General features: G+C 65.2%; 16 protein-coding genes. 6 read left to right on the top strand and 10 right to left on the bottom strand.

The features are described 5' to 3' along the window. Positions 1–2: 2 nt before the first annotated feature. Both VSX79_RS17810 and VSX79_RS17805 read right to left on the bottom strand, forming a co-directional pair. Positions 3–1,310 (bottom strand): MFS transporter, encoded by a 1,308-nt coding sequence (locus VSX79_RS17810; RefSeq protein WP_179497910.1) that lies wholly within the window; start codon positions 1,308–1,310, stop codon positions 3–5. Positions 1,311–1,330: 20 nt separating this feature from the next. Further along, the gene (locus VSX79_RS17805) at positions 1,331–2,125 is read right to left on the bottom strand and encodes a 2-keto-4-pentenoate hydratase (RefSeq protein WP_306455583.1); all 795 of its coding nucleotides are present in this window, start codon (positions 2,123–2,125) and stop codon (positions 1,331–1,333) included. Positions 2,126–2,225: 100 nt separating this feature from the next. Between VSX79_RS17805 and VSX79_RS17800 the strand changes: the two genes are divergently transcribed. Continuing rightward, positions 2,226–3,722 carry a UxaA family hydrolase gene (locus VSX79_RS17800; RefSeq protein WP_326913988.1) on the top strand — a complete coding sequence of 499 codons (1,497 nt, stop codon included), beginning with the start codon at positions 2,226–2,228 and terminating at the stop codon, positions 3,720–3,722. Here the strand turns inward: VSX79_RS17800 and VSX79_RS17795 are convergent. After that, complete coding sequence (locus tag VSX79_RS17795) at positions 3,719–5,320, bottom strand: family 43 glycosylhydrolase (RefSeq protein WP_407697290.1); 1,602 nt, start codon at positions 5,318–5,320, stop codon at positions 3,719–3,721. The genes VSX79_RS17800 and VSX79_RS17795 overlap by 4 nt on opposite strands. 92 nt (positions 5,321–5,412) lie before the next feature. After that, positions 5,413–8,208 carry a TonB-dependent receptor gene (locus VSX79_RS17790; RefSeq protein ID WP_326913986.1) on the bottom strand — a complete coding sequence of 932 codons (2,796 nt, stop codon included), beginning with the start codon at positions 8,206–8,208 and terminating at the stop codon, positions 5,413–5,415. Between the two features lie 259 nt (positions 8,209–8,467). Here VSX79_RS17790 and VSX79_RS17785 point away from each other — a divergent pair, with 259 nt between their 5' ends. Genes VSX79_RS17785 through VSX79_RS17775 form a run of 3 tightly spaced genes read left to right on the top strand, consistent with a single transcriptional unit; the run spans position 8,468 to position 11,213 of the window. Further along, the gene (locus VSX79_RS17785) at positions 8,468–9,847 is read left to right on the top strand and encodes a pectate lyase family protein (protein ID WP_407697230.1); all 1,380 of its coding nucleotides are present in this window, start codon (positions 8,468–8,470) and stop codon (positions 9,845–9,847) included. Next, positions 9,844–10,245 (top strand): cupin domain-containing protein, encoded by a 402-nt coding sequence (locus VSX79_RS17780; RefSeq protein ID WP_326913985.1) that lies wholly within the window; start codon positions 9,844–9,846, stop codon positions 10,243–10,245. Before VSX79_RS17785 ends, VSX79_RS17780 begins: the two co-directional genes overlap by 4 nt. After that, positions 10,242–11,213 carry an alpha/beta hydrolase gene (locus VSX79_RS17775; protein WP_179497899.1) on the top strand — a complete coding sequence of 324 codons (972 nt, stop codon included), beginning with the start codon at positions 10,242–10,244 and terminating at the stop codon, positions 11,211–11,213. Before VSX79_RS17780 ends, VSX79_RS17775 begins: the two co-directional genes overlap by 4 nt. Positions 11,214–11,307: 94 nt before the next feature. On the opposite strand, the gene VSX79_RS17770 is transcribed toward VSX79_RS17775, so the two are convergent. From VSX79_RS17770 to kduI, 4 genes are all read right to left on the bottom strand, one after another. Further along, positions 11,308–12,747, bottom strand: a complete 1,440-nt coding sequence (locus VSX79_RS17770) for a carboxylesterase/lipase family protein (protein ID WP_326913984.1) — start codon at positions 12,745–12,747, stop codon at positions 11,308–11,310. Then, a complete protein-coding gene (locus VSX79_RS17765; RefSeq protein WP_326913983.1) occupies positions 12,734–13,747 on the bottom strand; it encodes a sugar kinase in 1,014 nt (337 codons plus the stop codon). Before VSX79_RS17765 ends, VSX79_RS17770 begins: the two co-directional genes overlap by 14 nt. A gap of 105 nt (positions 13,748–13,852) precedes the next feature. Next, on the bottom strand, positions 13,853–14,605 hold the full coding sequence (gene kduD, locus VSX79_RS17760; protein ID WP_326913982.1) for a 2-dehydro-3-deoxy-D-gluconate 5-dehydrogenase KduD: 753 nt from the start codon (positions 14,603–14,605) through the stop codon (positions 13,853–13,855). A gap of 93 nt (positions 14,606–14,698) precedes the next feature. Next, complete coding sequence (gene kduI / locus VSX79_RS17755; protein WP_326913981.1) at positions 14,699–15,541, bottom strand: 5-dehydro-4-deoxy-D-glucuronate isomerase; 843 nt, start codon at positions 15,539–15,541, stop codon at positions 14,699–14,701. Positions 15,542–15,710: 169 nt separating this feature from the next. On the opposite strand from kduI, the gene VSX79_RS17750 reads away from it, so the two are divergent. Beyond that, positions 15,711–16,766, top strand: a complete 1,056-nt coding sequence (locus VSX79_RS17750; protein WP_179497888.1) for a LacI family DNA-binding transcriptional regulator — start codon at positions 15,711–15,713, stop codon at positions 16,764–16,766. On the opposite strand, the gene VSX79_RS17745 is transcribed toward VSX79_RS17750, so the two are convergent. Together VSX79_RS17745 and VSX79_RS17740 are read right to left on the bottom strand one after the other, a co-directional pair. Then, complete coding sequence (locus VSX79_RS17745) at positions 16,763–18,448, bottom strand: hypothetical protein (RefSeq protein WP_326913980.1); 1,686 nt, start codon at positions 18,446–18,448, stop codon at positions 16,763–16,765. The genes VSX79_RS17750 and VSX79_RS17745 overlap by 4 nt on opposite strands. An 82-nt stretch (positions 18,449–18,530) precedes the next feature. Beyond that, positions 18,531–21,143 (bottom strand): TonB-dependent receptor, encoded by a 2,613-nt coding sequence (locus VSX79_RS17740; protein WP_326913979.1) that lies wholly within the window; start codon positions 21,141–21,143, stop codon positions 18,531–18,533. A gap of 361 nt (positions 21,144–21,504) precedes the next feature. On the opposite strand from VSX79_RS17740, the gene VSX79_RS17735 reads away from it, so the two are divergent. Beyond that, positions 21,505–22,683 (top strand): efflux RND transporter periplasmic adaptor subunit, encoded by a 1,179-nt coding sequence (locus tag VSX79_RS17735; RefSeq protein ID WP_179497882.1) that lies wholly within the window; start codon positions 21,505–21,507, stop codon positions 22,681–22,683. Positions 22,684–22,686 lie beyond the last annotated feature (3 nt).

The raw sequence follows: 22,686 nt of genomic DNA, 5'->3' as shown, positions 1-22,686 counted from the left end.
AGCTATTTTCCGCTTTCCACGCTGACCGGCTCGAGGCGCGGGCTCAGGATATGGACCGCGAGCACCGCGAGGAAATAGACGGTCGTGCAGGCCGCGAAGATGACCGTGTAATTGCCCCCCGTCGCGTCGAGCACGAGCCCGGTCGACTTCGCCATGATCATGCCGCCGACCCCGCCCATGAAGCCGCCGAGCCCGATCACCGAGCCGACCGCGCGTTTGGGGAACATGTCGGGCGGGATCGACAGGATCGTCGACGAAAAGGCCTGGTGCCCGGCGAGCGCGATGCCGATCAGCACGACCGCGAGCCACATATTGGCAAGGCCCGTGACGAACAGCAGGGGCAGCACGCAAAGGCCCGCGCCAATCATCGTGACCTTGCGCGCGAAATTGACGCTGTGGCCCGACTGGATCAGCTTCGACGACACCCAGCCGCCGAAGATGCTGCCGACGTCGGAGAGCAGATACATGATGATCATTGGCAGCAGCACGATCTTCAAGTCGACGTCATAGGTGGTGCTGAAATATTTGGGCAGCCAGAAGAGCATCAGGAACCACACCGGGTCGGTCAGGAATTTGGCGATCGCAAAGGCCCAGGCCTCGCGCTTGGTGACGATCTTGCTCCAGCCGATGCGCTCGATCTTTTCGGGCGGATCATGTTCGATCCACGCGAGCTCGGCCTCGCTGACCTTCCCGCTTTCGCGCGGGTTGCTGTAGAGCCAGAGCCAGAGGAGCAGGAGCAGGAGGCCGAAAGCGCCGGTGTAGATGAAGGTTTCGCGCCAGTCGAAGCCCAGCACGCGCATGCACAAGGCGACCGTCGGCGCGGTGAGGATAACGCCGATCGTCGTCGCGCTGTTGACCCAGCCGATCGCGTAGGAGCGTTCCTTTTGCGGGAACCATTCGCTCGACGCGCGGACGACCGACGGAAAATGCCCCGCCTCGCCGACGCCGAGGATGACGCGCGCGAGCATGAAGGAGACGACCGACGAGGCGAAACCATGCGCGACATGGCCGATCGTCCAGATCGCAATGGCGATTCCGTAGCCGATCTTGGGACCGAAGCGGTCGATCAGCCAGCCCATGAGCAGGAAGCCCAGCGCATAGGCGAACTGGAAGGCGGTGACGATGTTGCCATAGTCGTTCTCGGTCCACTTCAGCTCGTCGCCGAGCGTCGGCGCGAGCAGGCCGAGCATGGTGCGGTCGATATAATTGACCGTGGTAGCGGCGAACAGCACCGCGACGATCAGCCAGCGGTAGCGCCCCGACCGAGGCACCGGCGCCGCCGTCCCTCCGTCCGCGAATGCCTGTGCCATAATCCTCTCCTGTTGTTGGCTTAATAGCCTTTGATCGAGCAGCCGACGCGGATTTTTCCGTCGAAGATTGCTTCGGCACGCTGGCCCGGCCTGATTTCATGAATACCGGTGATCGCACCGGCGGACACCCATGTTCCGGGTGGAATAGCTATGCCGCGCGCGCGCAGGATTTCGATCAGGAACAGCGCCGAGCCGAAGGGGCCGTCGAGCATCGCTTCCATCGTCGCGGCGCCGACCGGCGCGCCGTCGATGGACATTGCCACGGGCATGCGGATGAGGTCGGCGTTCTGCCAATCGGCGATCGGCGGGCCGAGGACCAGCCCCTTGTTGTTGCCATAGTCCGACGCGGTGACCGCGGGACCGTGGCGATTGATCTCGGGAAAGGGCGAACTCGCGATTTCGATTCCCGTGCGGACGTCGGCGATGCAGCCGCGCACACTGTCGATATCATAGGCGCGCGTACCGACGTCGCCGAAGCAGAGCAGCACCTCGGCCTCGGCCGCGGCAAAGCCGGCAGCATAGACCGGCATCTCCGGCCGGTGGGCAACGCCATCGACGATTTCATCGGCGAAGATGGGGCCGGTCAGGCGGTTGCCGCCATAGCGATCGACAAGTTCGGGGGCGATTCGCCCGACCTTCCATCCGCCGATGCGGCGGCCGTCGAACGCGATCGCACGATCCTGGATCGCATAGGCCTCTGCCATCGTCTGCGGCATCGCGCCGGGATAGATGGTAAGCGGTGTCTTTCCCGCACGCGCGTCGATCAGGGCACGCGCCACATTCTCTTGATCGCTTGTCGCCAGCATCTTTCTCATTTCCCTCTCACGCGATGAGGTGTAAGAGACACCGGTGTCAAAGGCAAGCGAATATCGGATGTATGACAAATCTCTTCACCGCGCCGGACGCTGAGCGGCGATGACCGGCGAGAATGGAATCGAGGCGGTGCGGGTCCATGGCGCCGACAATGTCGCGACCGCGATTGCCGACATCGCGGCGGGAAGCATCCTGTCCGCCGACGGCCGCCTTCGGGCCGCGGCCGCGGTTGGACGCGGGCACAAGATCGCGCTCGCGCCGATCGCGCGCGGCGCGGCGGTGATCAAATATGGCTTTCCGATCGGCATCGCGACCGCCGACATCGCTCCCGGCGAGCATGTCCACAGCCACAATCTGGCGACCGCGCTCACCAGCGAGGGCGACTATCGCTATGTCCCGGGCGCATCCGACACGAAGCCCGAGGCCCCGCCGGCGTGGACTTTTCGCGGCTATGTCCGATCCGACGGACGCGTCGGGACGCGCAACGAAATCTGGATCCTGCCGACCGTCGGCTGCGTCGGCAACCTCGCCGCGCGCGTTGCAAGAATCGCCGGCGAACGCCATGCGGGACGCGTCGATGGCGTCCACGCTTTCAAACACCCCTTCGGCTGTTCGCAGCTTGGCGACGATCTCGGTCACACGCGCGCGCTACTCGCGGCGCTCGCGCAGCATCCCAATGCCGGCGGGGTGTTGATCGTCGGGCTCGGATGCGAAAGCAACCAGCTCGGCGCGCTGCTCGACCTGATCCCGGACGAGCGCCGCGCGCATATTCGGACCCTGTCGGCGCAGGCGGTCGAGGATGACGAAGCCGCCTGCCTCGCGCTGGTCGACGAGCTGGCCCAGCGGTGCGCCGACCAGCCGCGCAGCGAGGTGCCGCTCGCAAAGCTGGTGCTCGGCGTCAAATGCGGTGGCTCCGACGGCCTCTCGGGCCTCACCGCCAACCCGCTCGTCGGGCGCATGGCCGATGCCGTGGCGGCGGCAGGCGGCAAGGTGGTGCTGACCGAAATACCCGAAATTTTCGGCGCCGAGCAGCTGCTGATGGACCGCGCGGTATCGCGCGACGTGTTCGACGACACCGTCGCGCTCGTTCGCGATTTCAAGAATTATTTCGTTCGCCACGGCGAACCGGTGAGCGAGAATCCCTCGCCGGGCAATGTCGCGGGCGGGATCACGACTCTCGAGGAAAAATCGCTCGGCGCGGTGCAGAAGGGCGGCAAGGTGCCGCTCGTCGATGTCCGGCGCTATGGCGGCGAAGCCATGCTGCCCGGCCTGACCTTGCTCGAGGCGCCGGGCAATGATGCCGTCTCTTCGACCGCGCTGACCGCGGCGGGCGCGACGATTATCCTGTTCACCACCGGCCGCGGCACGCCGCTCGGCTTTCCGGCGCCGACGCTCAAGATCGCCTCCAACAGCGCGCTGGCGCAGCGCAAGGCGGGGTGGATCGACTTCGATGCGGGACAGGTGCTCGTCGCAGGTTTCGATGCTGCGTCGGGCGCGCTGCTCGACCTCATCGCCGCCACCGCCTCGGGCGGAGCGACGAAGGCCGAAGCCAATGAGGAGCGCGATATCGCGATCTGGAAGTCGGGTGTGACGCTTTAATCGAGCGCCCTGAAGGTGAAGTTGCGGAAGCGCGCCTCGCCCTGCCCCGCCGAATAGAGGCCGGGGCGCAGCATCAGGAAGCCGCCGCGCACATTATGGTGATATCCCGACACCTCCATGCCGCGGTCGAAGCGAACCCATGTCTTTCCGCCGTCGCCGCTGGTGTCATAGGTGACGATATGGCGGTCGTTGGTGACACGCATCCGCATCCGCGTCCCATGCGGGTTGGCGGGCCGTGCGCGTTCGATGCCATATTGGTGGGTGACGAACCGCGCGCCATCGAAGCCGAGCCCGCAATAAAGCTTTTCGTCGTAGAAGAGGATGAGCCCTGCCGTGCCGCCCGGCGCGATCTCGATATCGCATTCGAACCGGTACGCCTGGTCGCCGGCGATCAGCAGCAGCGGCGAGGAATCGACCGGCGCCGTGCCGCGCGCTTTCAGAATGAGCGCCCCATCCTCGACGTGCGCGCGACCGGCTTCGTCCGGCGCCGGCTTGAAGAAATTCCATTTCGCGCCGAGCGCGAGGCCCGCGAAATCGTCCGACAGCGCCATGCCGTGCGGCCCTGCGACCGTGCCGCCTTTCGGTTTCGCGATCGGCCGCGACAGGTCGCCGCCTTTCATGCGCAGCCAGCCGTCATCGGTCCATTCTACGGGATCGAGCAAAGCCTGCCGCCCGAGCGTCCAGTAACCATTCTCATAGCCGTGATAGACGCTCCACCAGTCGCCCGCCGGTCCTTCGACGAGCGTCGCATGGCCGCGCGACCACCATTTTTCCACCGCCGATCTGGTGCGGACGAGCGGATTGGCGGGGCAATTTTCCCATGGACCGTGGATCGATTTCGACCGCGCCGCGATCACCATATGGCCCGTTGGCGGCCCCGCCGTGCCGCCGACCGCGGTGATCATGTAATAATAATCGCCGCGCCGCGTGATCTTCGGCCCTTCGGGCGCGAAGCCTTCGACAACCCAGTCGGAAGGATAGCGCCACGGATCATAGACATGCTCGGGCTCGCCGATGCGTTCGAGGCCATCGTCCGAGAGCCTTACCCTGTCGCCGCCCGACAGGAACAGCCAGCGCGAGCCGTCCTCGCCGACCGCATGGCCGGGGTCGATATGGTCGGGCAGCTTCAGGTCGATCGGTTCGCTCCACGGACCCTCGATCCGGTCGGCCCAGATCACCCAGCTCGTGTTCGGGCCCTTGGTCGGAATGTAGAGATAGAAGCGGCCCCCGTGCTTGCACAGTTCGGGTGCCCATACCGACCCGATATTCTTGCGTAGCGCGGGGCCGATCGGGCGCCAGTTCACCAGGTCGCGCGAATGCCAGATGACCAGACCCGGATAGCTGTCGAAGGTCGAAAAGGTCATATAATAGTCGGCGCCATCCTTCAGGATCGACGGATCGGGATGGTCGCCCGCCATGATCGGATTGAGGAAGCGCCCGTCGCCGAGGTCGGCCTTGCGCTGGCCGTCGAAGCCCTTCGCCCCCGCCGGCGCGGGGCCGGAGCGAGCCGGCGCTGCCGGTGCCCTTGCCAAGGCGGCGGGGGCACCGAAGCCCGAGAAACCTGTCCCCAGCAGCCCGGCTCCGGCCAGCTTGAGCATGTCGCGGCGATCGGTCACCTCTTTCTCCTGAAAAAAGAAAGGCCCGGTTCCCTGAAGACGGAACCGGGCCCCACCGGGACGAACCCTTCGCGTCAGATCTTGAACCGCGCCCCGAACAGGAAGGTGCGGCCGTAGTGGTTGTTCTCGTAATTGCGCTCGGCGAAAATATCGTTGAAGCGATAGCGATAATCGTCGGTCAGATTGGTGCCCTCGATCGACAGTTCGAGCTGCTCGGTCACCTGATAGCGGATCGAGGCATCGACGTTGAACGAGCTGCCATAGCCTTCGAAGATATTGTTGTTGCCGCTGGTGCTGTCGTTGTAGCCGCTGCGCCACGCCGCAGAGGTGCGGATCGAGAATTTGCCGTCGTCATAATAGACGGTGGCGTTCCACGCACGCTTGGCGAGCCCGAGCAGCGGCTGGGTATAGGTGTCCGCGGGTTGCGCTTCGAGCCGGTTGTCAGTCGGATCATAGGCCAGCGGACCGGGGACGGTGTAATCGACATCGCTCTTCACGAAGGTCGCGTTGCCGAGCACGCCGAAGTGGCGCAGCGAGTCCGAGAAGACCGAGAAGGGCAGCTGCAACGACAGTTCCACGCCCTTCAAATTGGCCCCCGGCCCGTTACCGGTCGTTCGATATTCGAATTCCCGGTTGGGATCGGCGCCGTCAACAACCGCAATATATGCCGGCGTTCCGGGCGTGAGCGGCGGCAACGGCACGGGGCTCGATGCGAAAGTGCCCTGGGTAGAGGTCCCGAGCGGGAAGCTCTCGATATCCTTCGCGAACAGCGCGACCGACGCAAGGGCGCCCGGCGCGAAATACCATTCGGCCGCGAGATCGAAGGTCGTTGCCCGATATGGTTCGATAAAGGGATTGCCCGTCGTGACGCGGAAGTTGAATTGATCGACCGACGCGCTGGGCGACAGCGTGCCCAGTGTCGGGCGCGTCATCACCTTCGCGATCGCTCCGCGCAGGATGATGGTCTCGGTCGGGTGGAGATTCACGTTGAACGACGGCAGCCAGTCGTCATAGCTGCGTTTGACGGTAACGAACGAGCCCCCGGTGAATCCCGACGACGACTGGTCGGTCTTGACGTAGCGCACCCCGGCGTTGCCGGTCAGGCGCATGCCGAGCAGGTCGGTTTCGAATTCGGTCATGAACCAGCCGCCATAGGTCTTTTCGGTGACCGCGCGCTGCTGCCCCTCCTGAAGCACGGCAGGACGACCATAAAGGTCGATCAGTGCGGTGCCCGCGTCGAGGTCGGGAACGACCCACGCGTTGGTGTTGCCGTCAGGCTGGCCCGCATCGCCGAGGTTGAAGATTTCGGCAATGTCCGATGTCACCGGCAGGCCGTTGGTACCCGGCGCGCAAGTGAAGGCCGCGCAATAGGTGCTGTCGCGGCTGAACTGGACGGTGTCGAAATCGAACTGACGATAGAAGCCGCCCGCGAGCAGCTTGAACCGGTCGGCGACGTCCCAGTCGAAGTCGGCGGCGAGGGTCTTGAACTTGTTCGTCTGGTACGAGGGGCGATCGCGGAATTCGGCAAGCTCGAACGCCGCCGGGTCCTCGATCCCGGGACCGAAGCTGAGCACCGGATATTTCATGTTGGAGTAGTCGAAACGGTATCCGGTCGCATCGCGATCGTCGAAGGCGAGCGTCGTTTCGACCGGAATATCGGCCTGCGACTTGGAGAAGCCCGCGAGCAGGTTCACCCCCAGCGTATCGGTCAGCCTTTGTTCCAGCCGGCCCGAGATCTGGTAGAATTCGGTCTCGCTCTGGCGCGAATAACGTTCGGTGCGGACATAGACATTGTCGAGGTCGGCCGCGATCAGATTGTTATTCGCATCGATCGTGTAGTTCGACAGGTCGATCGAGCGCTCGTTGCTGCGCAGCAACACTTCGCCCCAATATTCGTCGCGCGTTTCCTTGAACTTCGAATAGAGGCCGTCGATCGAAATGCTGGTGTTCTCACTCGGCTCGAACTGGATCGACGCCGTCGCGCCGAGACGCGAGCGGTCGTGGTGGACGAGGCCATAGCGCGGAATGCGCGGGTGAAAGGCTTCGGCGACCTCGATGCAGCCGTCCGAGGGATTGGCGACGAAATCGGAACCCGAAAGACAGGTCACGCCATCGACGCTGCGGAACGGCGCCTGCGCCCAGCGCACCGTGTTGTTGCCAAGCTCGTCCGTTCCATAGTCGGACCAGGCGATCGACGCCGACACGCCGAAGGTGCGATCGGCGTTCGTCCAGGCGATGAGGCCCGCGAGGCGCGGATCGACATCCTTGGTCAGATCATTGTAGCGCGCCTGCGCCGAGCCGACGAGCGTCAACCCTTCCTTGCCGCCGAGCGGATTGCCGGTGTTGAGATCGACGACGGCGCCCAGCGAACCCTCGTCGAGCGAGGCCGATGCCGTCTTGTGGACGACGAGCGAGGTGAACAGTTCGGAGGCGAAGACGTTGAAGTCGAACGCGCGATCGCGGTTCGCCGAGGCGCCGTCGGTCGAGGTCGCGATCGTTTCCATCCCGTTGAGACGGACGCGGGTGAATTGCGCGCCGAGCCCGCGCACGGTGATCGCACGGCCTTCGCCGGCGTCGCGCTGGATCGAGATACCGGGGATGCGCTGGAGCGATTCGGCGAGATTCTGGTCGGGGAATTTCGCGATATCCTCCGCGACGATGACATCGACCGCCGAAATCGAATCGCGCTTTTGATCGAGCGCCTTGTCGAGCGATGCGCGAAAGCCGGTGACGACGATCTCGTCTTCGCTCGCGACGGCCTCGCCGGCGGCGTCCTGCGACCAGGCCGGCCCGACGGTCAACGCCGCAAGCGATGCGCCGCACGCCAGCCGGGTCAAAGTGCGAATGCTCCGCATTGCATGAATAGCCATTATCATCCTCCCTTAATCGCCCCGGATCTCGCTCGTGCAAGAAATGACACCGGTTACTTTATTGGATGGAGCGATTTGGCGAATCGCGCCATCCTTTGATTTTTTCAGAGAGCGATGGCGGACGCCAACCAGTGTGGCGAACCGGATCAGACCCTCTCCCTTGGAAATATTTTCTCGTTGACCGATTGGGGTAACCGGTGTCAGGAAGATTGAAGGATACGGGCAGCCGTGTCAATACCCAAAGAAGAGGGAGAGAAATATGCGCCGGAAACCTTGGATTACTGCGCTTTTTCTGGCGCTTGCGATGCCGGGTGCGCCGGCATTGGCAACCGACGCCGCGCCATCGGCTTTCCCCAGCGCGGTCGGTCCGGCGGCGGCGACGGCGGGTGGGCGCGGCGGCAAGATCCTGCGCGTAACGACGCTGGCGCCCGATGGTCCGGGGTCGCTGAAGGCGGCGATTGAGACGCCGGGGCCGCGCATCGTCGTGTTCGAGGTCGGCGGCGTGATCGACATGGGCCGCAGGACGATCGACATCACCCATCCCTATCTGACGATCGCCGGCCAGACCGCGCCCGGCCCCGGCATCACCCTGATCCGCACCGGCATCGACGTGAAGACGCACGACGTCGTGATGCGCCATCTGCGCGTCTATACCGGCGCCGACGGCCAGCCGAAGCGCAGCGGCTGGGAGGCCGACGCCTTTTCGACCGTCGCGGCACAGAATGTCATCGTCGACCATTGCACCTTCCTGTGGGCGATCGACGAGAATATGTCGGCGTCGGGTCCGCGCTTCACCGGCAAGAATGTCGAGGAATGGCGCAAGGGGACGAGCCACAATATCACCTTTTCGAACAATCTCGCCGCCGAGGGACTCGCCGATGCGAGCCATCCGAAGGGCGAGCATAGCAAGGGATCGCTGATCCACGACAATGCGACGGGGATCGTCTTTTATCGCAATATCTGGGCGCATAATGTCGAGCGCGCGCCGCTGGTAAAGGGCGGGGCGCAGGTGTTGATGGTCAACAACCTGATCTATAACCCCAAACATCGCGCGGTGCATTACAACCTGATGAACCTCGAATGGGTCGGGCACGACTATGTGACGGGCGAGATCACCGCGATCGGCAATGTCATGCGCGGCGGCAACGACACCGACGAAGGCCTGCCCTTCCTGATGCTGGGCGGCGACGGCGACCTCGACTATTATGGCGAGGACAATCTGGCGGTCGATCGCCACGGCAATGCGCTTCCCGAATTCGGCCGCTATGGCGAGACGCAGGCGAAACTGATCCGCGCCAAGGCGCCGCTCGCGCCGGTCGATGGTTACAAGATCCTGCCGGTGCGCGATGTCGAGACCTCGGTGCTGTCGACCGCGGGCGCCCGGCCGTGGGCGCGCGGCGCCGAGGAGATTCGCGTGCTGTTCTTTGTCGCCGAAGGGCGCGGCGACATCATCGACGATGAAAGGGAAGTCAGCGCCTATCCCAAGGTCGAAGCGCCAGTACGCGCGCGCTTCGTCGAACAGGATTGGGATCTGGCGACGATGGAACCGAAATCGGGCCGCTACCCCGGCCAGACCGCGCCGATGCCGCAGGAACATCTGTCGGCGCGCGATCGCGAATCGCGCGGAGAGGCGCAATGAGCGCGCTGCTCGCGATCATGCTCGCAGGCGCCGCCCCCCCGGCAATGGTGGTGATCGACGAAGCGGCGACGATTCGCGAGGAAGCCCCGCCGCACGGGGCGATCGGCATGTCCACGGCATATCGGATCAGCGATGCGGTTCCCGCGCCGCGCAGCTTCGAATTCCGCAAGCGCGCGCTGCACGTCGGCGCCGCGATCGGCATCCACGCAATCGACCATGACGAGATCTATTATGTCCTGTCGGGCACGGGCGTCGTTCATTCGGACGGCGATGAAAGCGAATTGAAAACCGGGTCCGCGGCGTGGCTCTACAAGGGCGCGAAGGTCGGGATCCGCCAGACGGGCGGCGAGCCGCTGGTGCTGATCATCGCCTATCCGAACAAGGCGGGCGCACGATGAGCGTCGGTCGCCGCGCGCTGCTGACCGCCAGCCTTGCGTTGCCCTTCGCGAGCGCGGCCGCCCGCGAAGCGTGGACCCGCCCGGCCGGCCTCGCGCCCGATGCAAGCCTGTCGCTTTGGCCCGAGGGCCATATCGCGCCGCCCGCGGGCCTTGTCGAAAGGGTCGTGCAGCGGAGCGACGACGAGCGCGCGAGCGATCGGATGCTCGAAGGCATCACGCGCCCACGGCTCGACATCTTCCGCCCCGCAAAGCCCAATGGCGCGGCCGTGATCCTCGCGCCGGGCGGCGGTTATCGTTATGTCGTGGTCGACAAGGAAGGCTATGAGCTCGCGCGCTGGCTGAGCGCGCGCGGCGTTACCGTCTATGTGCTTTTCTATCGCCTGCCCGGCGACGGCTGGGCGAACGGGTCCGACGTCCCGCTCGCCGACGCGCAGCGCGCGGTGCGGCTGGTGCGCAGCCGCGCGGCGCTCGACGGCATCGACCCGGCGCGCGTCGCCTTTGGCGGATTTTCGGCGGGCGGGCAGGTCGCGACGAGCCTGCTCACGCGCTTCGACGCGAAGGTCTATGACCCGGTCGATGCGGCCGATGCGCTGTCGGGACGGCCCGACGCGCTCGCCGCCATCTATCCCGTCGTGTCGATGGCCCCGGCGATCGCGCATGCGATGAGCCGCGAGAAGCTGATCGGCGCGAGCCCCGACGCGGCGCGCGAAAAGCTCTACTCGCCCGAACGCAATGTCCGCGCCGACCAGCCGCCGGTCTGGCTGCTCCACGCCGAGGACGATGATGTCGTGAAGGTCGAAAACAGCGTGCGGCTGCGCGAGGCGACCCGCGGCATCGGGACGCCGGTCGAGGCGCATTTCTTCGAGCGCGGCGGGCATGGCTTCGGGCTGATGAAGACCGCGGGGCTGCCCGTCGCGATCTGGCCCGAGCTATTGTGGAACTGGCTAGGGTCGCACGGGATCGTCTAGCTGTCGTCATTGCGAGCGAAGCGAAGCAATCCAGGGTGGTTACCGCAGGCGCTGGATTGCCGCGCCGCCTTCGGCGCCTCGCAATGACGGAGTCCTATGTGCCCGGCTGGATATAGGGCACGCGCGCAAACAGCTCGCGCTCCCATTGGCGGGGATCGCTCTGGACGCGACTGCCCGTATCGAAGATCATCGTCCGTCGTTTATCGAGATCATAGGCCGGCCAGCCCGGATCGCCGGTGCGTGCGAAGCGCACGAAGGCGTCCATGACGCGGTCGCTCATCGCCTGTTGCGCGGGGCTTGGATCGGGCATCGTGCCGAAGCTGAGACCGATGTCGTCGGTGTGCTTCGCACGCTCGAAATCGAGCTGGTAGACGAAAGCGGGCGCGCCGGCGCGGGCGCGCGCCTCGGCTTCCTCTACCTGTCCGCGCCAGCTACGCGCGGCGGTAACGATGCGGTGGAAGAGTTCGAGCGGTTCCGCGTTCGGATAATGCGTGCGGAATCGTTCGACGACCCATGAGGGTTCGATATCGATCCGCATCTCGGGCGCGATGCGTGCGGCCAGATTGTCGAAGCCGAGACCCGCGAGTTGCTCGCCGTCCGGTGCATAGAAAGCGCGCGTTTCCATCACCGTATTGCCGAGCATCATGGGGATCCCGAGCGATTGCGGCGCGGCGTCGGGCCAGAAGGGGTGCCGCGTCAGATGCTTCATGTCGAGCACGGGGCCCATGTAGACGCTGCCCCCCAGGATCGGATCGGTCGCCGCCAGCGCGGCGGTCAGCTGCTCGACCGGCGCGGTCGCGGGATCGACGCCCCTGCCCAGCTGGCCCAGAAACGCCTGCGCGCGCTTCGTCGCGTTGAGCGGACCCGAGGCGGTGACCTGCTGCCCGCTCATCGTGATCGCTTTGTGGAACAGGCTCTTGGCTTCGGGCATCGCCATCAAGGTCGCGATCTTCGCGCCGCCGCCCGACTGGCCGAAGACGGTGACATTGCCCGGATCGCCGCCAAAGGCCGCAATATTCCGCTGAATCCATTGCAGCGCGGCGATCAGGTCGAGCTGCCCCGCGTTGCCACTGTCGGGAAAACGCGGATCGAGCCCGGCGAGATAGAGATAGCCGAGCGCGTTCAGCCGGTGGTTGACCGTAACGACGACGACATCGCCGCGCGCTGCGAGCGCCGCGCCATCGTTGACGGGATCGGTGACGCTGCCGGTCGAATAGGCTCCGCCATGGAAATAGACCATGACCGGGCATTTCGCCTTGCCCTCGACCGACGGCGTCCAGAGGTTGAGGAACAGGCAGTCTTCGGACTGCGGCCGATAGCGATCGCCGCGCTGCGGGCAGGCGGGACCGAAGTCGGCCAGCGCGATGCGATTGTCGAGCAGCGTGACGGGCGCTTCGAAACGCCTCGCCCTGCCATAGCGGATACCCTTGAACGTGCGAACCTCGCCGCCGGTCCGCGCGAGAAGCGGCGGCGCGAACATGGCGGCCGCGCTTGCCGTCATCATCGCGCGACGGGTCAGCTCAGCGCCGGACATCGAGCCCGCCGCCGTGAAAGGCGTCGATATCGGCTTGCCCGAACCGGCTCGCGTCGCCGGGAAGCGAATGTTTGAGCGCGGTCAGCGCGAGGCCGCTTGCCGCCATCGCCTGGGCATCGCCTCCTGCCAGGTGCGCGTGGAGCACCCCGGCGGCAAAGGCGTCGCCCGCGCCGATGCGGTCCACGATGCCGGTGACGTCGATCTCGTCGGTCTGGTGGCAAGAGTCGCGAAGATCGATGCGCGCCGCGATCCGGTGATGGTCCGCGGTGACCGTATGGCGCGCGGTCGAGGCGATCAGCTTGAGACCCGCGAAGGCGGCGAAGCCCGCTTCGGCCGCCTCGCGCCGCCGGTCCTCGCCCTCGCCGCCGAACTGCTGTCCGAGCACCAGCGACAGGTCGCGATGATTGCCGAAAAGGATGTCGGCGGTGCCGATCAGCTCGGAGAGAATGGCGCGCGGGTCGCTGTCCCATGCCTCCCACAGCATCGCGCGGTAATTGCCGTCGAAGCTGATGGGCACCCCGAGCCGTTTCGCCGCGCGCGCCGCGCTGAGCGCCGCCTCGGCCGAGCGCGGCCCGAGCGCGGGGGTGATGCCCGAGAGGTGGAGCAGGCCGGCACGCTCGAGCAAGCGGTCGAAATCATAATCCTCGGGACCGGTGGCGGCGAAGCTCGATCCGGCACGGTCATAGACGATTTCGGACGACCGCAGCCCGGCACCGACGCTGAGGAAATAAAGCCCCATGCGGCCCGCACCGGTGGTGACGGCGGTGCAATCGACGCCTGCGCCGCGCACCGCCGCCACTGCTCCGCGACCCAGAGCATTGGGTGGAATCCGGCTGACCATCGCGCAATCATGGCCCAGATGCGCAAGGCCGATCGCCACATTCGCCTCGGCCCCGCCGACGTGCAGCGCCAGCGACGGCGACTGCATCAGCAGTTCGTTGCCCGGCGCGGTCAGGCGGATCAGCAATTCGCCGAAAAAGACCAGCTTGCCTTGCGCCATCCCCAACTCCGTTTGCCCCGAGCTTGTCGAAGGGCCGTTCTTCTTGTGGACTCAAAAGGCAGAACGGTGCTTCGACAAGCTCGGCACGAACGGCTTTGAGACTGTTTATCGCGCGAGCCAACCGCCGTCGACGGCGAGGATATGGCCCTGCACATAGTCCGACGCCGATGACGCAAGGAAGACCGCGGCGCCGCCGATGTCGGCGGGATCGCCCCAGCGGCCCGCCGGGATGCGCTCCATGATCTGGCGGTTGCGCGTTTCGTCGGATTGCAGCGCGGCGGTGTTGTTCGTCGCGATATAGCCGGGCGCGATCGCATTGACCTGCACGCCCTTTGCCGCCCATTCGTTCGCGAGCAGCTTGGTGAGGCCGCCGACCCCCGATTTCGACGCGGTATAGCTCGGCACGCGGATGCCGCCCTGGAAGGTCAGCATCGAGGCGATGTTGATGATCTTGCCCGAGCCGCGCGCGATCATGTGGCGCCCGACGCTCTGACACAGGAAGAAGAGCGTCTTCAAATTGGTGTCCATCACCGCGTCCCAGTCTTCCTCGGTGAAGTCGACCGCGTCGGCGCGGCGGATGATGCCGGCATTGTTGACGAGGATGTCGATGCGGCCGAATTCGGCAAGCACCGCATCGACGAGCGGCTGCACCGCGCCGACGCTCGACAGGTCGGCGGCGAAATTCTCGGCCCGGCGGCCGAGCCCGCGCACCTTGCCGACGGTCTCGTCGGCGGGCGAGCGCCCCGCGGCGGCGATATCGGCCCCCGCTTCGGCGAGCGCGAGCGCGATCCCCTGCCCGATGCCGGTGTTGGCGCCGGTGACGAGCGCGACTTTTCCTGTGAGATCGAACATCGTCATCCTCTTACCCTTCGCCCTGCCGGATTTGATCCGGCATCCATTCCCGCCATGTCGTCTGGACCCCGGATCAAGTCCGGGGTGACGATAAGTGGATTACGAAAGCTGACAGATGTCGAGGACGTTCATGTCGGTATAGTCCTGATTCTCGCCCGCCATCGCCCAGATGAAGGCATAGGATTTCGTGCCCGCGCCCATGTGGATCGACCAGGGCGGGCTGATCACCGCCTCCTCATTCTGCATGACGATGTGGCGCGTCGCCTCGCCCTCGCCCATGAAATGCATGACGCGGTCGGTATCGACATTGTCGAGCTCGAAATAGAAATAAATCTCGCTGCGCCGCTCGTGGATGTGCGGCGGCATTGTGTTCCAGACGCTGCCTTCCTTGAGCACGGTCAGCCCCATGACGAGCTGCGCGCTGTCGCACACGCCCGGAATGACGAGCTGGAAGATCGTGCGCTCGTTCGATTCGGCGAGGCTGCCGCGGTCGAGCGCATTGGCGTCGGCGATGCCGAGCTTGCGCGTCGTGAACGCCTTGTGCGCCGGGCACGACGCCAGATAATAGCGCGCGCCCTGCCCTGCAAATTCGACGTCCTTCGCGCCCATCGTCACATAGAGGCAATCCTTGTTGCCGAGCGTGAAGCTCTCGCCGTCAACGGTGACGGTGCCTTCCACCGACGAGACGTTGACGATTGCGAGTTCGCGGCGCTCGAGGAACGGGTGGCCCGCGGCCGACGGTGGCTCGGTCTGCGCCGGCAGCTTGACCGGTGCGCCGCCCACCGCGACGCCGCCGATGACGAAGCGGTCGGCGTGGGTGTAATTGAGGACGCACTCCCCTTCACGGAACAGATTCTGGATCAGGTAGCGATCGCGCAATTCCGCATTCGACACTTCCTCCATCATCACGGGGTGGGTGGCGTAATAGGTCTTGGAAAACATGGGATCGCATCCTCGCTCGATATTTCTGGCTTGTCGCCTTGCTAGTTTTGATGGTAACCGGTGTCAAGAGGTGTTGGCACCCCGCCGGGCGTTGATTTTACGCGTCCGAGCGCCCATCAACACAGGAAAGCGCGGGCCTGGCCAGGGGCTTGCAGGGGAAAGACAGAATATGGCGGCACAAAACAAGGGGCCGGGGGGCAAACAGCCGACGATCAACGATGTCGCGGCGCTTGCGGGGGTTTCGAAAAAGACGGTGAGCCGGGTGATCAACCGCTCCGAATTCCTCACCGACAAGACGCGCGCCGCAGTCGAAAAGGCGATCGAGCAGCTCGGCTTCGTCCCCAATCCGCAGGCACGCGCGCTGGCCTTTCGGCGCAACTTCCTGATCGCCTTGCTCCACGACAATCCCAACGCACAGACGGTGCTCAATTTCCAGCGCGGAGTGCTCGACGCGATCAAGGACAGCGACCTTGCGCTGCTCGTCCGCCCGGTCGATCGCGGGTCGGACAAGATGCTCGAGGACGTGCGCACCTTCCTCGAGAAGCAGCGCCCGATCGGCGCGATGCTGTTGCCGCCGATTTCGGAGAATGACGATCTGGCCGCGCTCTGCGAGGACCTCGGCGTGCGTTACGTCCGTATCGGCTCGGCGCGGATCGACGATGCGAAGCACTGCATTTCGTCGAACGACCGCGAGGTCGTCGCCGAGGCGGTGCGCGGACTGATCGCGCTCGGTCATCGCCGCATCGGCTTCGTGCGCGGCCCGGTCGGCTTCCGCTCGGCCGCCGAGCGCGAAGAGGGGTTCCGCGAAGCGCTCGCCGAGGCCGGCCTCGACCTTCCGGCCGAACTCTATGCGCCGGGCAATTACCGCTACACCGCCGGCATCGATGCGGGCGAAGCTCTGCTCTCGCTCGCCGCGCCGCCGACCGCGGTCTTCTGCTCGAACGACGAGATGGCGGCGGGCCTGATGAGCGTCGCGCACGGCAAGGACATCAAGGTGCCGGGCGAACTGTCGATCATCGGCTTCGACGACAGCCCCACCGCGACGCATATCTGGCCCGCGCTCAGCACCGTTCGCTGGCCGATCCGTGAGATGGGTATCCGCGCCGCGCAAACGCTCGTTCCCGATTTCCTGGGGCCGGGCGCCAAGGGTGGGGCCGACGATAGCAATGTCCTCGCCTCGACCTTCGTCGAGCGCCAGTCGGTCACCGCGCCGCCGGCGGACTAGCCCCCGGCGCGCCGGCGCGCGAGCTGATATTCGTAGAGCGACGGCGCGGCATCGACCGCCTGCCCCGTGCCCTCGATATAGGGCGCCGGCGTGTAACTGACCGCGATCTTGCGGTTGGCGTGCAGGCCGACGATCCGCTCGCCCGGCCCTTCGAGCCCGCTCGAAATCATGACCGTCGCATCGGCAGGCACGCTTTCGGGCATCACCAGCCTCGCGTTCCAGAGCGTGTTGTAGAGCCCGTGCCCCGGCTTCCAATAGGGCGCGCCGCCGCCGACCCAGAGCTGATAGTGCCAGCCGTCCTTGCCCTGCTTCGGATCGATGTGCAGTTCGACCTGATCGAACAGATTCTGGTGGTTCGACCCGCTGTGCTGGTCGATCACCGCGTCGCGATCGACGACCGAGCGCAGAAACACCGAGCGTGTCGAGCGCGTGTTGATGCTGACCGGATGGACGACGGGGTTCGCGACCTGCAGATCCTTGACCAGCACATTGTGCACCGCGCCGACATGCACCGAATAATGCGCGCTGCGGTCGCCCGTCGTCGTGATATCGGCAATCGTCAGGCTGGCCGCATTGTCGGTGAGGATGCCGCTGTCCGCCCGGTCGATCGTCAGCCCGTTTATCCAGCCGTCGAAGACGCCGGTCATGTAAATGCCGTTGTAACCCTGCTCCAGATGATGGCCGAACGCCGGCGCCTGGGGAAATTGCAGCCGCAGATTCTGGATGCCGACGTTCGTCAGATGCCGCCAGTCGGCGACCACCGCGGGCTGGTCGGCGCGAACGTCGTGGAGCAAGGGGTCGCCGAGCGTCACCGTCTTTCCCCGGATCGCCGCGATGCGCGTTGCCTGCGCGACCACGGGCCGGTCCGGGAAGGTCCAGTGGTGCGAGCCGATCGGAAGATCGGTGTGACCGTAAAGCGACTTCAAAATCTGGCTCTTGGGCCCGTCGACCGAGAACCACTGGAGTTGCACGACATCGCCGGCCTTGAGCTTGGATGGATCGTCGACCGTCAGCGTGCGGGTGAACTGCTTGCCTGACACGCCGGCCGCGAGCACCGGGTCGCGCACATCCTTCGTCCCGTCGTAGGAGACGGGGCGGCTGCCCTCGGGCGCGACATAGATCATCCCGCCGGCCCAGGTATATTCGGTGAAGAGATAGTCGATATTATGCTGGGGCTCGACCTGCTGCTTCTTCTCGCGCACCAGATAGTCGCGCAGTTCGTCATAATCATGGCTCTTGTCGATCAGCTTCAGCGGGCGCGGGAACCAGAGCTCGCTGCCGCCCGGACCATCGCCCGCGCCGTCGAGAGTGATGTCGCTGCGCGTGATGCGCAGCACTTCGGTGATCTGCGTGCGCCCCTTGGGAAAACGCAGCGTTACCCTGCCCTTCACCGCATTGGCGGCGGCGAGCGCGCGCAACACCGCCTTGCTATCGTCGAGCCCGTCGTCGGGAATCGCACCATGGTCGGTGATCTCGATGATCGTTCCCGCGTCGGCGGGGATGGCGGCGAGGCCGAAGCCATAGCCCGCATAACTGAAGTCGGGCAGCGGATTCGCCGCCATTGTCGCGGCGTCCGAGAGAATTTCGGGCAATTTTGCAGGCTGCGCCTGAAGCGGGAAAGTCAGCGCCGCGCCCAGCGCCAGAACCGAAACAAGGCGCACACGCCGATCACCCGAAATCATAACCCGATAACTCCCTGCGGCTCTTTGGCATGGCGGCGCGCGACCAGTGAAAGGCGGGGCGCCGCCATGCCGGGGACCCGTTTTAAAACTTCGCGCGCACGCCGACCGAAAACCGCCGTTCGGACAGCGCATAGCTGTTGAGCGCGGTCGTGTTGAAATTGCTATACTCGGTCGTCGCCGATTTCTTCGGCAGCAGATTCTGCGCCTGCAGCGACAGCGCGATATTCTTCGTGATGTCGAGCCCGACCTGCGCGTCGAGCTGCGAGCGCGAGCCGACGAAGCTTGGGCGCCCCTGCGAAAATTCGAACACCGCCTCGTCGCGGTAATTATAGGCGAGGCGCGCCGAGAAGGGGCCTTTCTCGTAAAGGCCGACAACGTTGTAGCTGTTCTTCGACACCGCGACGAGCGGGAAGCCGGCGTTATCCTCGGCATCCGAATAGGTGTAGTTCGCGATCACACCGAAACCGTCGAGCGGCGACGGCAGGAAGTCCATGAACTGCTGGATACCGATCTCGAACCCCTTGATTTTCGCACTCGCAAGATTTTCGGGGCGCGAGAAGGTCAATTCGCGGCCTTGGTCGTCGAGATCGAGGTCGACGCCGGTGGTCACGAAGTTCGCGATGAAATTCTTGATGTCCTTGTAGAAAAGCGCGCCCGAGATCAGCGAGCTTTTCCCCGTATAATATTCGAAGCTGATGTCGGCCTGCGTCGCGATCGGCGGTTCGAGATTCACATTGCCGCCGGTGACCGACAGGTTCGTTGCGTTGAAGAAGGTCGATGGCGCAAGATCGGCGATCGAGGCGCGCTGCATCGTCTGCGAGCCCGAGACGCGGATCAGGAAATCGTCGGTGACGTTGAAGGCGATGTTCGCGCTCGGCAGCACATTGGTATAGCGGTTCTTGTCGGTGACCAGCGTGCTGACGGCGCCGACGTTGACATAGGAATCGACCGACAGGCGCGTCGAGGCGATGCGCACGCCGGCGTTCGCCTTGTATGGAATTCCGGCGATCTCGCCCTCTCCCGACACCATCAGATATCCCGCGACCGTCTTTTCGCTGAAGTCATAGTCGCGCTGGAGGTTGGGCAGCAACGTCGAACGCCCGTTCGGATCAGGGTTGGGTTCGGCCGCCTGCGCGCGCGTGAAAACATAGTCGAAGGTCGGCGCGGTGCTCAAAAAGCTGCGCGGGAAGGTGCCCGGGATGTCGGACAGGAAATCGCCCGCATCGACAAGCTTCAGATAGGGTTCGATCTCCTCACGCGTCGGCGTGACCTGGCTGCGGAAGGCGTTCGAGCGCGCGTGGAGGTCGGTATAGCGCACCCCCGCCGCGATCGTGACGCCGCCCGCGGTCTCGTAACCGACGTCGAGCTTGCCCGTCCATTCCTCGAGCAGGCCGCGCAGGCGGTTGCTGCGTACGCCGTTGTTCGCGGGATTGTACGAGACGTAATCGGTCGGGTCGAAGGTCACGCCGAGCGTCAGCGACGGGATGGTCTGGTCGCGGAAATCGAACGCGCCGGGCACGGCGGCGGTCCCCTGCAAGGTGATGATCTGGATCGTCTGGTCGATCGTGCCCTTGCTGTAATAGCCGTCGGCCTCGATCGTCAGCCCGTCGCTCTCATATTTTCCGTTGAGCCCGTAGAGGAAGCTTTCGGTCGGTTCGTTGCGGATCTGCCCCGCAGTGGTGACCGTTCCGTTTGCGTTGCCCGCGACGACCATGCCGTCCTCGACGACGGCACCCGTCACCGGATTGGCGCCGGTGGGCAGGCGGAAGGCGAAGAAATCCTGACGGCGCCCGGTCTTGAGCTTCGAGTAAAGCGCGTCGGCGGTGATCGTGAATTCGGGCGTTACCTCGAACTGGATCGCGCCGTTGAGGCCGAGCCGCGAGCGATCGACGGTGAATTGTTCATATTGGAGCAGCACCGGCGTCGGCTGGACGGTGGTCGTCCCGCCGGCGGTGTAATTGCGGTCGAGGAAATTGTTGCGCTCGAACGTCTGCGTCGTCGAGGTGCGCTTCTGATATTCGCCCGCGATCATGACACCGATGCGGCCGTCGGCGAATTTGGTCGTCGCGAAGCCCGTGATCGCGGGTTCGAACTTGTCCGAATTTTCCGAATAGACGCCCTGCGCGCGCACCGAAATCGTCGGCTCCTTGAACGACAGCGGCTTCGGGGTGACGAGATTGACCGTGCCGCCGAGCCCGCCTTCGGCCTGGCTCGCGAGCGGCGACTTGCGCACTTCGAGGCGACCGAACAGGCTCGACGGCACCGAATCGAGGCCCGACGAGCGGCCGAGCTGGTCGTTCTCGGGCGGCGACAGGCGCGCCGACCAGCCAAGCAACGTGCGGCCGTCGACCTCGACGCGCACCTGTTGCAGGCCGCGGACCGAGACCGACTGGCCTTCGCCGAAGACGCGGGTAATCTGGACCCCGGTGACACGTTGCAGCGCTTCGGCGACGTTCGCGTCGGGAAGCTTGCCGACGTCTTCTGCGGTGATGACGTCGAGCACCTGATCGGCCTCGCGCTTGATGTCGGCCGCCTGTTCGAGCGAAGCACGAATGCCGGTGACGACGATCGCATCCTCTTGGGCTGACGCTGTGGTGTCCTGCGCCCAAGCCGGCGCCATTGCCAGCGCGGCCAGCGATGCGCCGCCCGCGAGCTTCGCCAATGTTCCCGCACCCCATCTTGCCTGAATAGCCATTTCCATCCTCCCACCCGGCAACGGGCAAGTCGCCCGATCGCCCCTGATTTCCCACGGGGATGGCGTCTGACGGCCATTCCCTTGCGAGCCGGCCAACGCGCATCCATTTTCGGTTTCGTTGCCCGGAACTGGTAACCGGTGTCACGAATGATGCGGGAAACAGCGAGCGCGTGTCAAGCAAAAATTGTATGACAACTATCCCATTAGTATGACAACTTTCGCCCGCGGCGCGCGGGATCGCTGCCAACCGAAAAATTGTCGCAAATTGTCGCAACGCGCCCATTGGGCTTGCCAGCGGCGGGGCAATGGGTTGAATAGGCGTAAAACCTCCCCGTTCTGACTTGAAACGAGATTAATCCCTATGCTGGACAAGAGGCCGCTGCTTCGTGCCGGAGCCCTGTGTGCCATCGCCTTGTGTCTTGCCGCCTGTTCCGCCGAAGAGGAAAAGGGCGGACGTGGCGCGCCCGAGGTCGGCTATGTCAGCGTCGCGGTCCAGCCGGTGCCCGTCACCACCTCGCTCGGCGGACGCACGGTCGCCTATGAAACGAGCGAAGTGCGCCCGCAGGTCAATGGCCTGATCCGCCGCCGCCTGTTTACCGAGGGCGGTTTCGTCCGCGCGGGCCAGCCGCTCTATCAGATCGACCCCAGCCTCTATCGGGCCGGGGTCGATCAGGCCGCTGCGAACCTCGCCAGCGCGCGCGCCAGCGTGCAGGCGGCCGAAGAGCGCGCCCGCCGCCTCGAACCACTCGCCAAGATGCAGGCGGTCGCCGAGCAGGATTATACCGACGCACTTGCCGAGGCGCGGATGGCGCGCGCGGCGGTCGCGCAGAATAGCGCGGCGCTCGAAACCGCGCGGATCAACCTGCGCTTCGCGACGATCACCGCGCCGATCAGCGGCCGCATCGGCCGATCGCTCGTGACGCCGGGCGGGCTCGTCAGCGCGAGCCAGGCGACGCCGCTCGCGGTGATCCAGCAAACCGATCCGATGTATGTCGACATGCAGCAATCGAGCGCGGAGCTTACCACGCTGCGCCAGGCGATCGAAAGCGGCGGGGTCGATGCCGGCAGCACGTCGGTGCGCCTGCGCCTCGAGGACGGCAGCACCTATGGTTTTGCCGGGACGGTCCAGTTTTCCGACGTCACGGTCAACGAAGCGACCGGCACCGTGACGCTGCGCGCGCGCTTCCCCAATCCCACGGGAGTGTTGCTGCCCGGCATGTTCGTGACCGCGATGTTCGACCAGGCGGTGAACCCGTCGGCGATCCTGCTGCCGCAGGCCGCGGTCCAGCGCGATTTCGACGGTTCCGCCTTCGTCTATCTCGTCGGCAAGGATAACAAGGCGGTGCGGCGCAAGATCGTCGCCGACCGCACGTCCGGTGCCAACTGGGTCGTGACCGACGGGCTGAAACCCGGCGAGCGCGTGATCACGCAGGGAATCGGCAATCTGCGACAGGGCGCAGCCGTCCGCCCCGTGCCCGCGAGCAGCGCACAGCGGGTCGGAACGCCCAAGGGCAGCGGCGCCGGAACGAAGGGCGAATAGCGC

The sequence above is a fragment of the Sphingopyxis chilensis genome (assembly GCF_035930445.1).
In the GTDB taxonomy this organism is placed as follows: Bacteria; Pseudomonadota; Alphaproteobacteria; order Sphingomonadales; family Sphingomonadaceae; genus Sphingopyxis; species Sphingopyxis chilensis.
Note: the sequence above shows the minus strand (reverse complement) of the source record. Positions and strands in the feature narration are given on the sequence as shown.

Excerpts from the sequence above, each read along its gene's own strand:
- VSX79_RS17810 (WP_179497910.1), bottom strand. The coding sequence starts at position 1,310 with ATGGCACAGGCATTCGCGGACGGAGGGACGGCGGCGCCGGTGCCTCGG.
- VSX79_RS17805 (WP_306455583.1), bottom strand. The coding sequence starts at position 2,125 with ATGAGAAAGATGCTGGCGACAAGCGATCAAGAGAATGTGGCGCGTGCC.
- VSX79_RS17800 (WP_326913988.1), top strand. The coding sequence starts at position 2,226 with ATGACCGGCGAGAATGGAATCGAGGCGGTGCGGGTCCATGGCGCCGAC.
- VSX79_RS17795 (WP_407697290.1), bottom strand. The coding sequence starts at position 5,320 with ATGCTCAAGCTGGCCGGAGCCGGGCTGCTGGGGACAGGTTTCTCGGGC.
- VSX79_RS17790 (WP_326913986.1), bottom strand. The coding sequence starts at position 8,208 with ATGGCTATTCATGCAATGCGGAGCATTCGCACTTTGACCCGGCTGGCG.
- VSX79_RS17785 (WP_407697230.1), top strand. The coding sequence starts at position 8,468 with ATGCGCCGGAAACCTTGGATTACTGCGCTTTTTCTGGCGCTTGCGATG.
- VSX79_RS17780 (WP_326913985.1), top strand. The coding sequence starts at position 9,844 with ATGAGCGCGCTGCTCGCGATCATGCTCGCAGGCGCCGCCCCCCCGGCA.
- VSX79_RS17775 (WP_179497899.1), top strand. The coding sequence starts at position 10,242 with ATGAGCGTCGGTCGCCGCGCGCTGCTGACCGCCAGCCTTGCGTTGCCC.
- VSX79_RS17770 (WP_326913984.1), bottom strand. The coding sequence starts at position 12,747 with ATGTCCGGCGCTGAGCTGACCCGTCGCGCGATGATGACGGCAAGCGCG.
- VSX79_RS17765 (WP_326913983.1), bottom strand. The coding sequence starts at position 13,747 with ATGGCGCAAGGCAAGCTGGTCTTTTTCGGCGAATTGCTGATCCGCCTG.
- kduD (WP_326913982.1), bottom strand. The coding sequence starts at position 14,605 with ATGACGATGTTCGATCTCACAGGAAAAGTCGCGCTCGTCACCGGCGCC.
- kduI (WP_326913981.1), bottom strand. The coding sequence starts at position 15,541 with ATGTTTTCCAAGACCTATTACGCCACCCACCCCGTGATGATGGAGGAA.
- VSX79_RS17750 (WP_179497888.1), top strand. The coding sequence starts at position 15,711 with ATGGCGGCACAAAACAAGGGGCCGGGGGGCAAACAGCCGACGATCAAC.
- VSX79_RS17745 (WP_326913980.1), bottom strand. The coding sequence starts at position 18,448 with ATGATTTCGGGTGATCGGCGTGTGCGCCTTGTTTCGGTTCTGGCGCTG.
- VSX79_RS17740 (WP_326913979.1), bottom strand. The coding sequence starts at position 21,143 with ATGGCTATTCAGGCAAGATGGGGTGCGGGAACATTGGCGAAGCTCGCG.
- VSX79_RS17735 (WP_179497882.1), top strand. The coding sequence starts at position 21,505 with ATGCTGGACAAGAGGCCGCTGCTTCGTGCCGGAGCCCTGTGTGCCATC.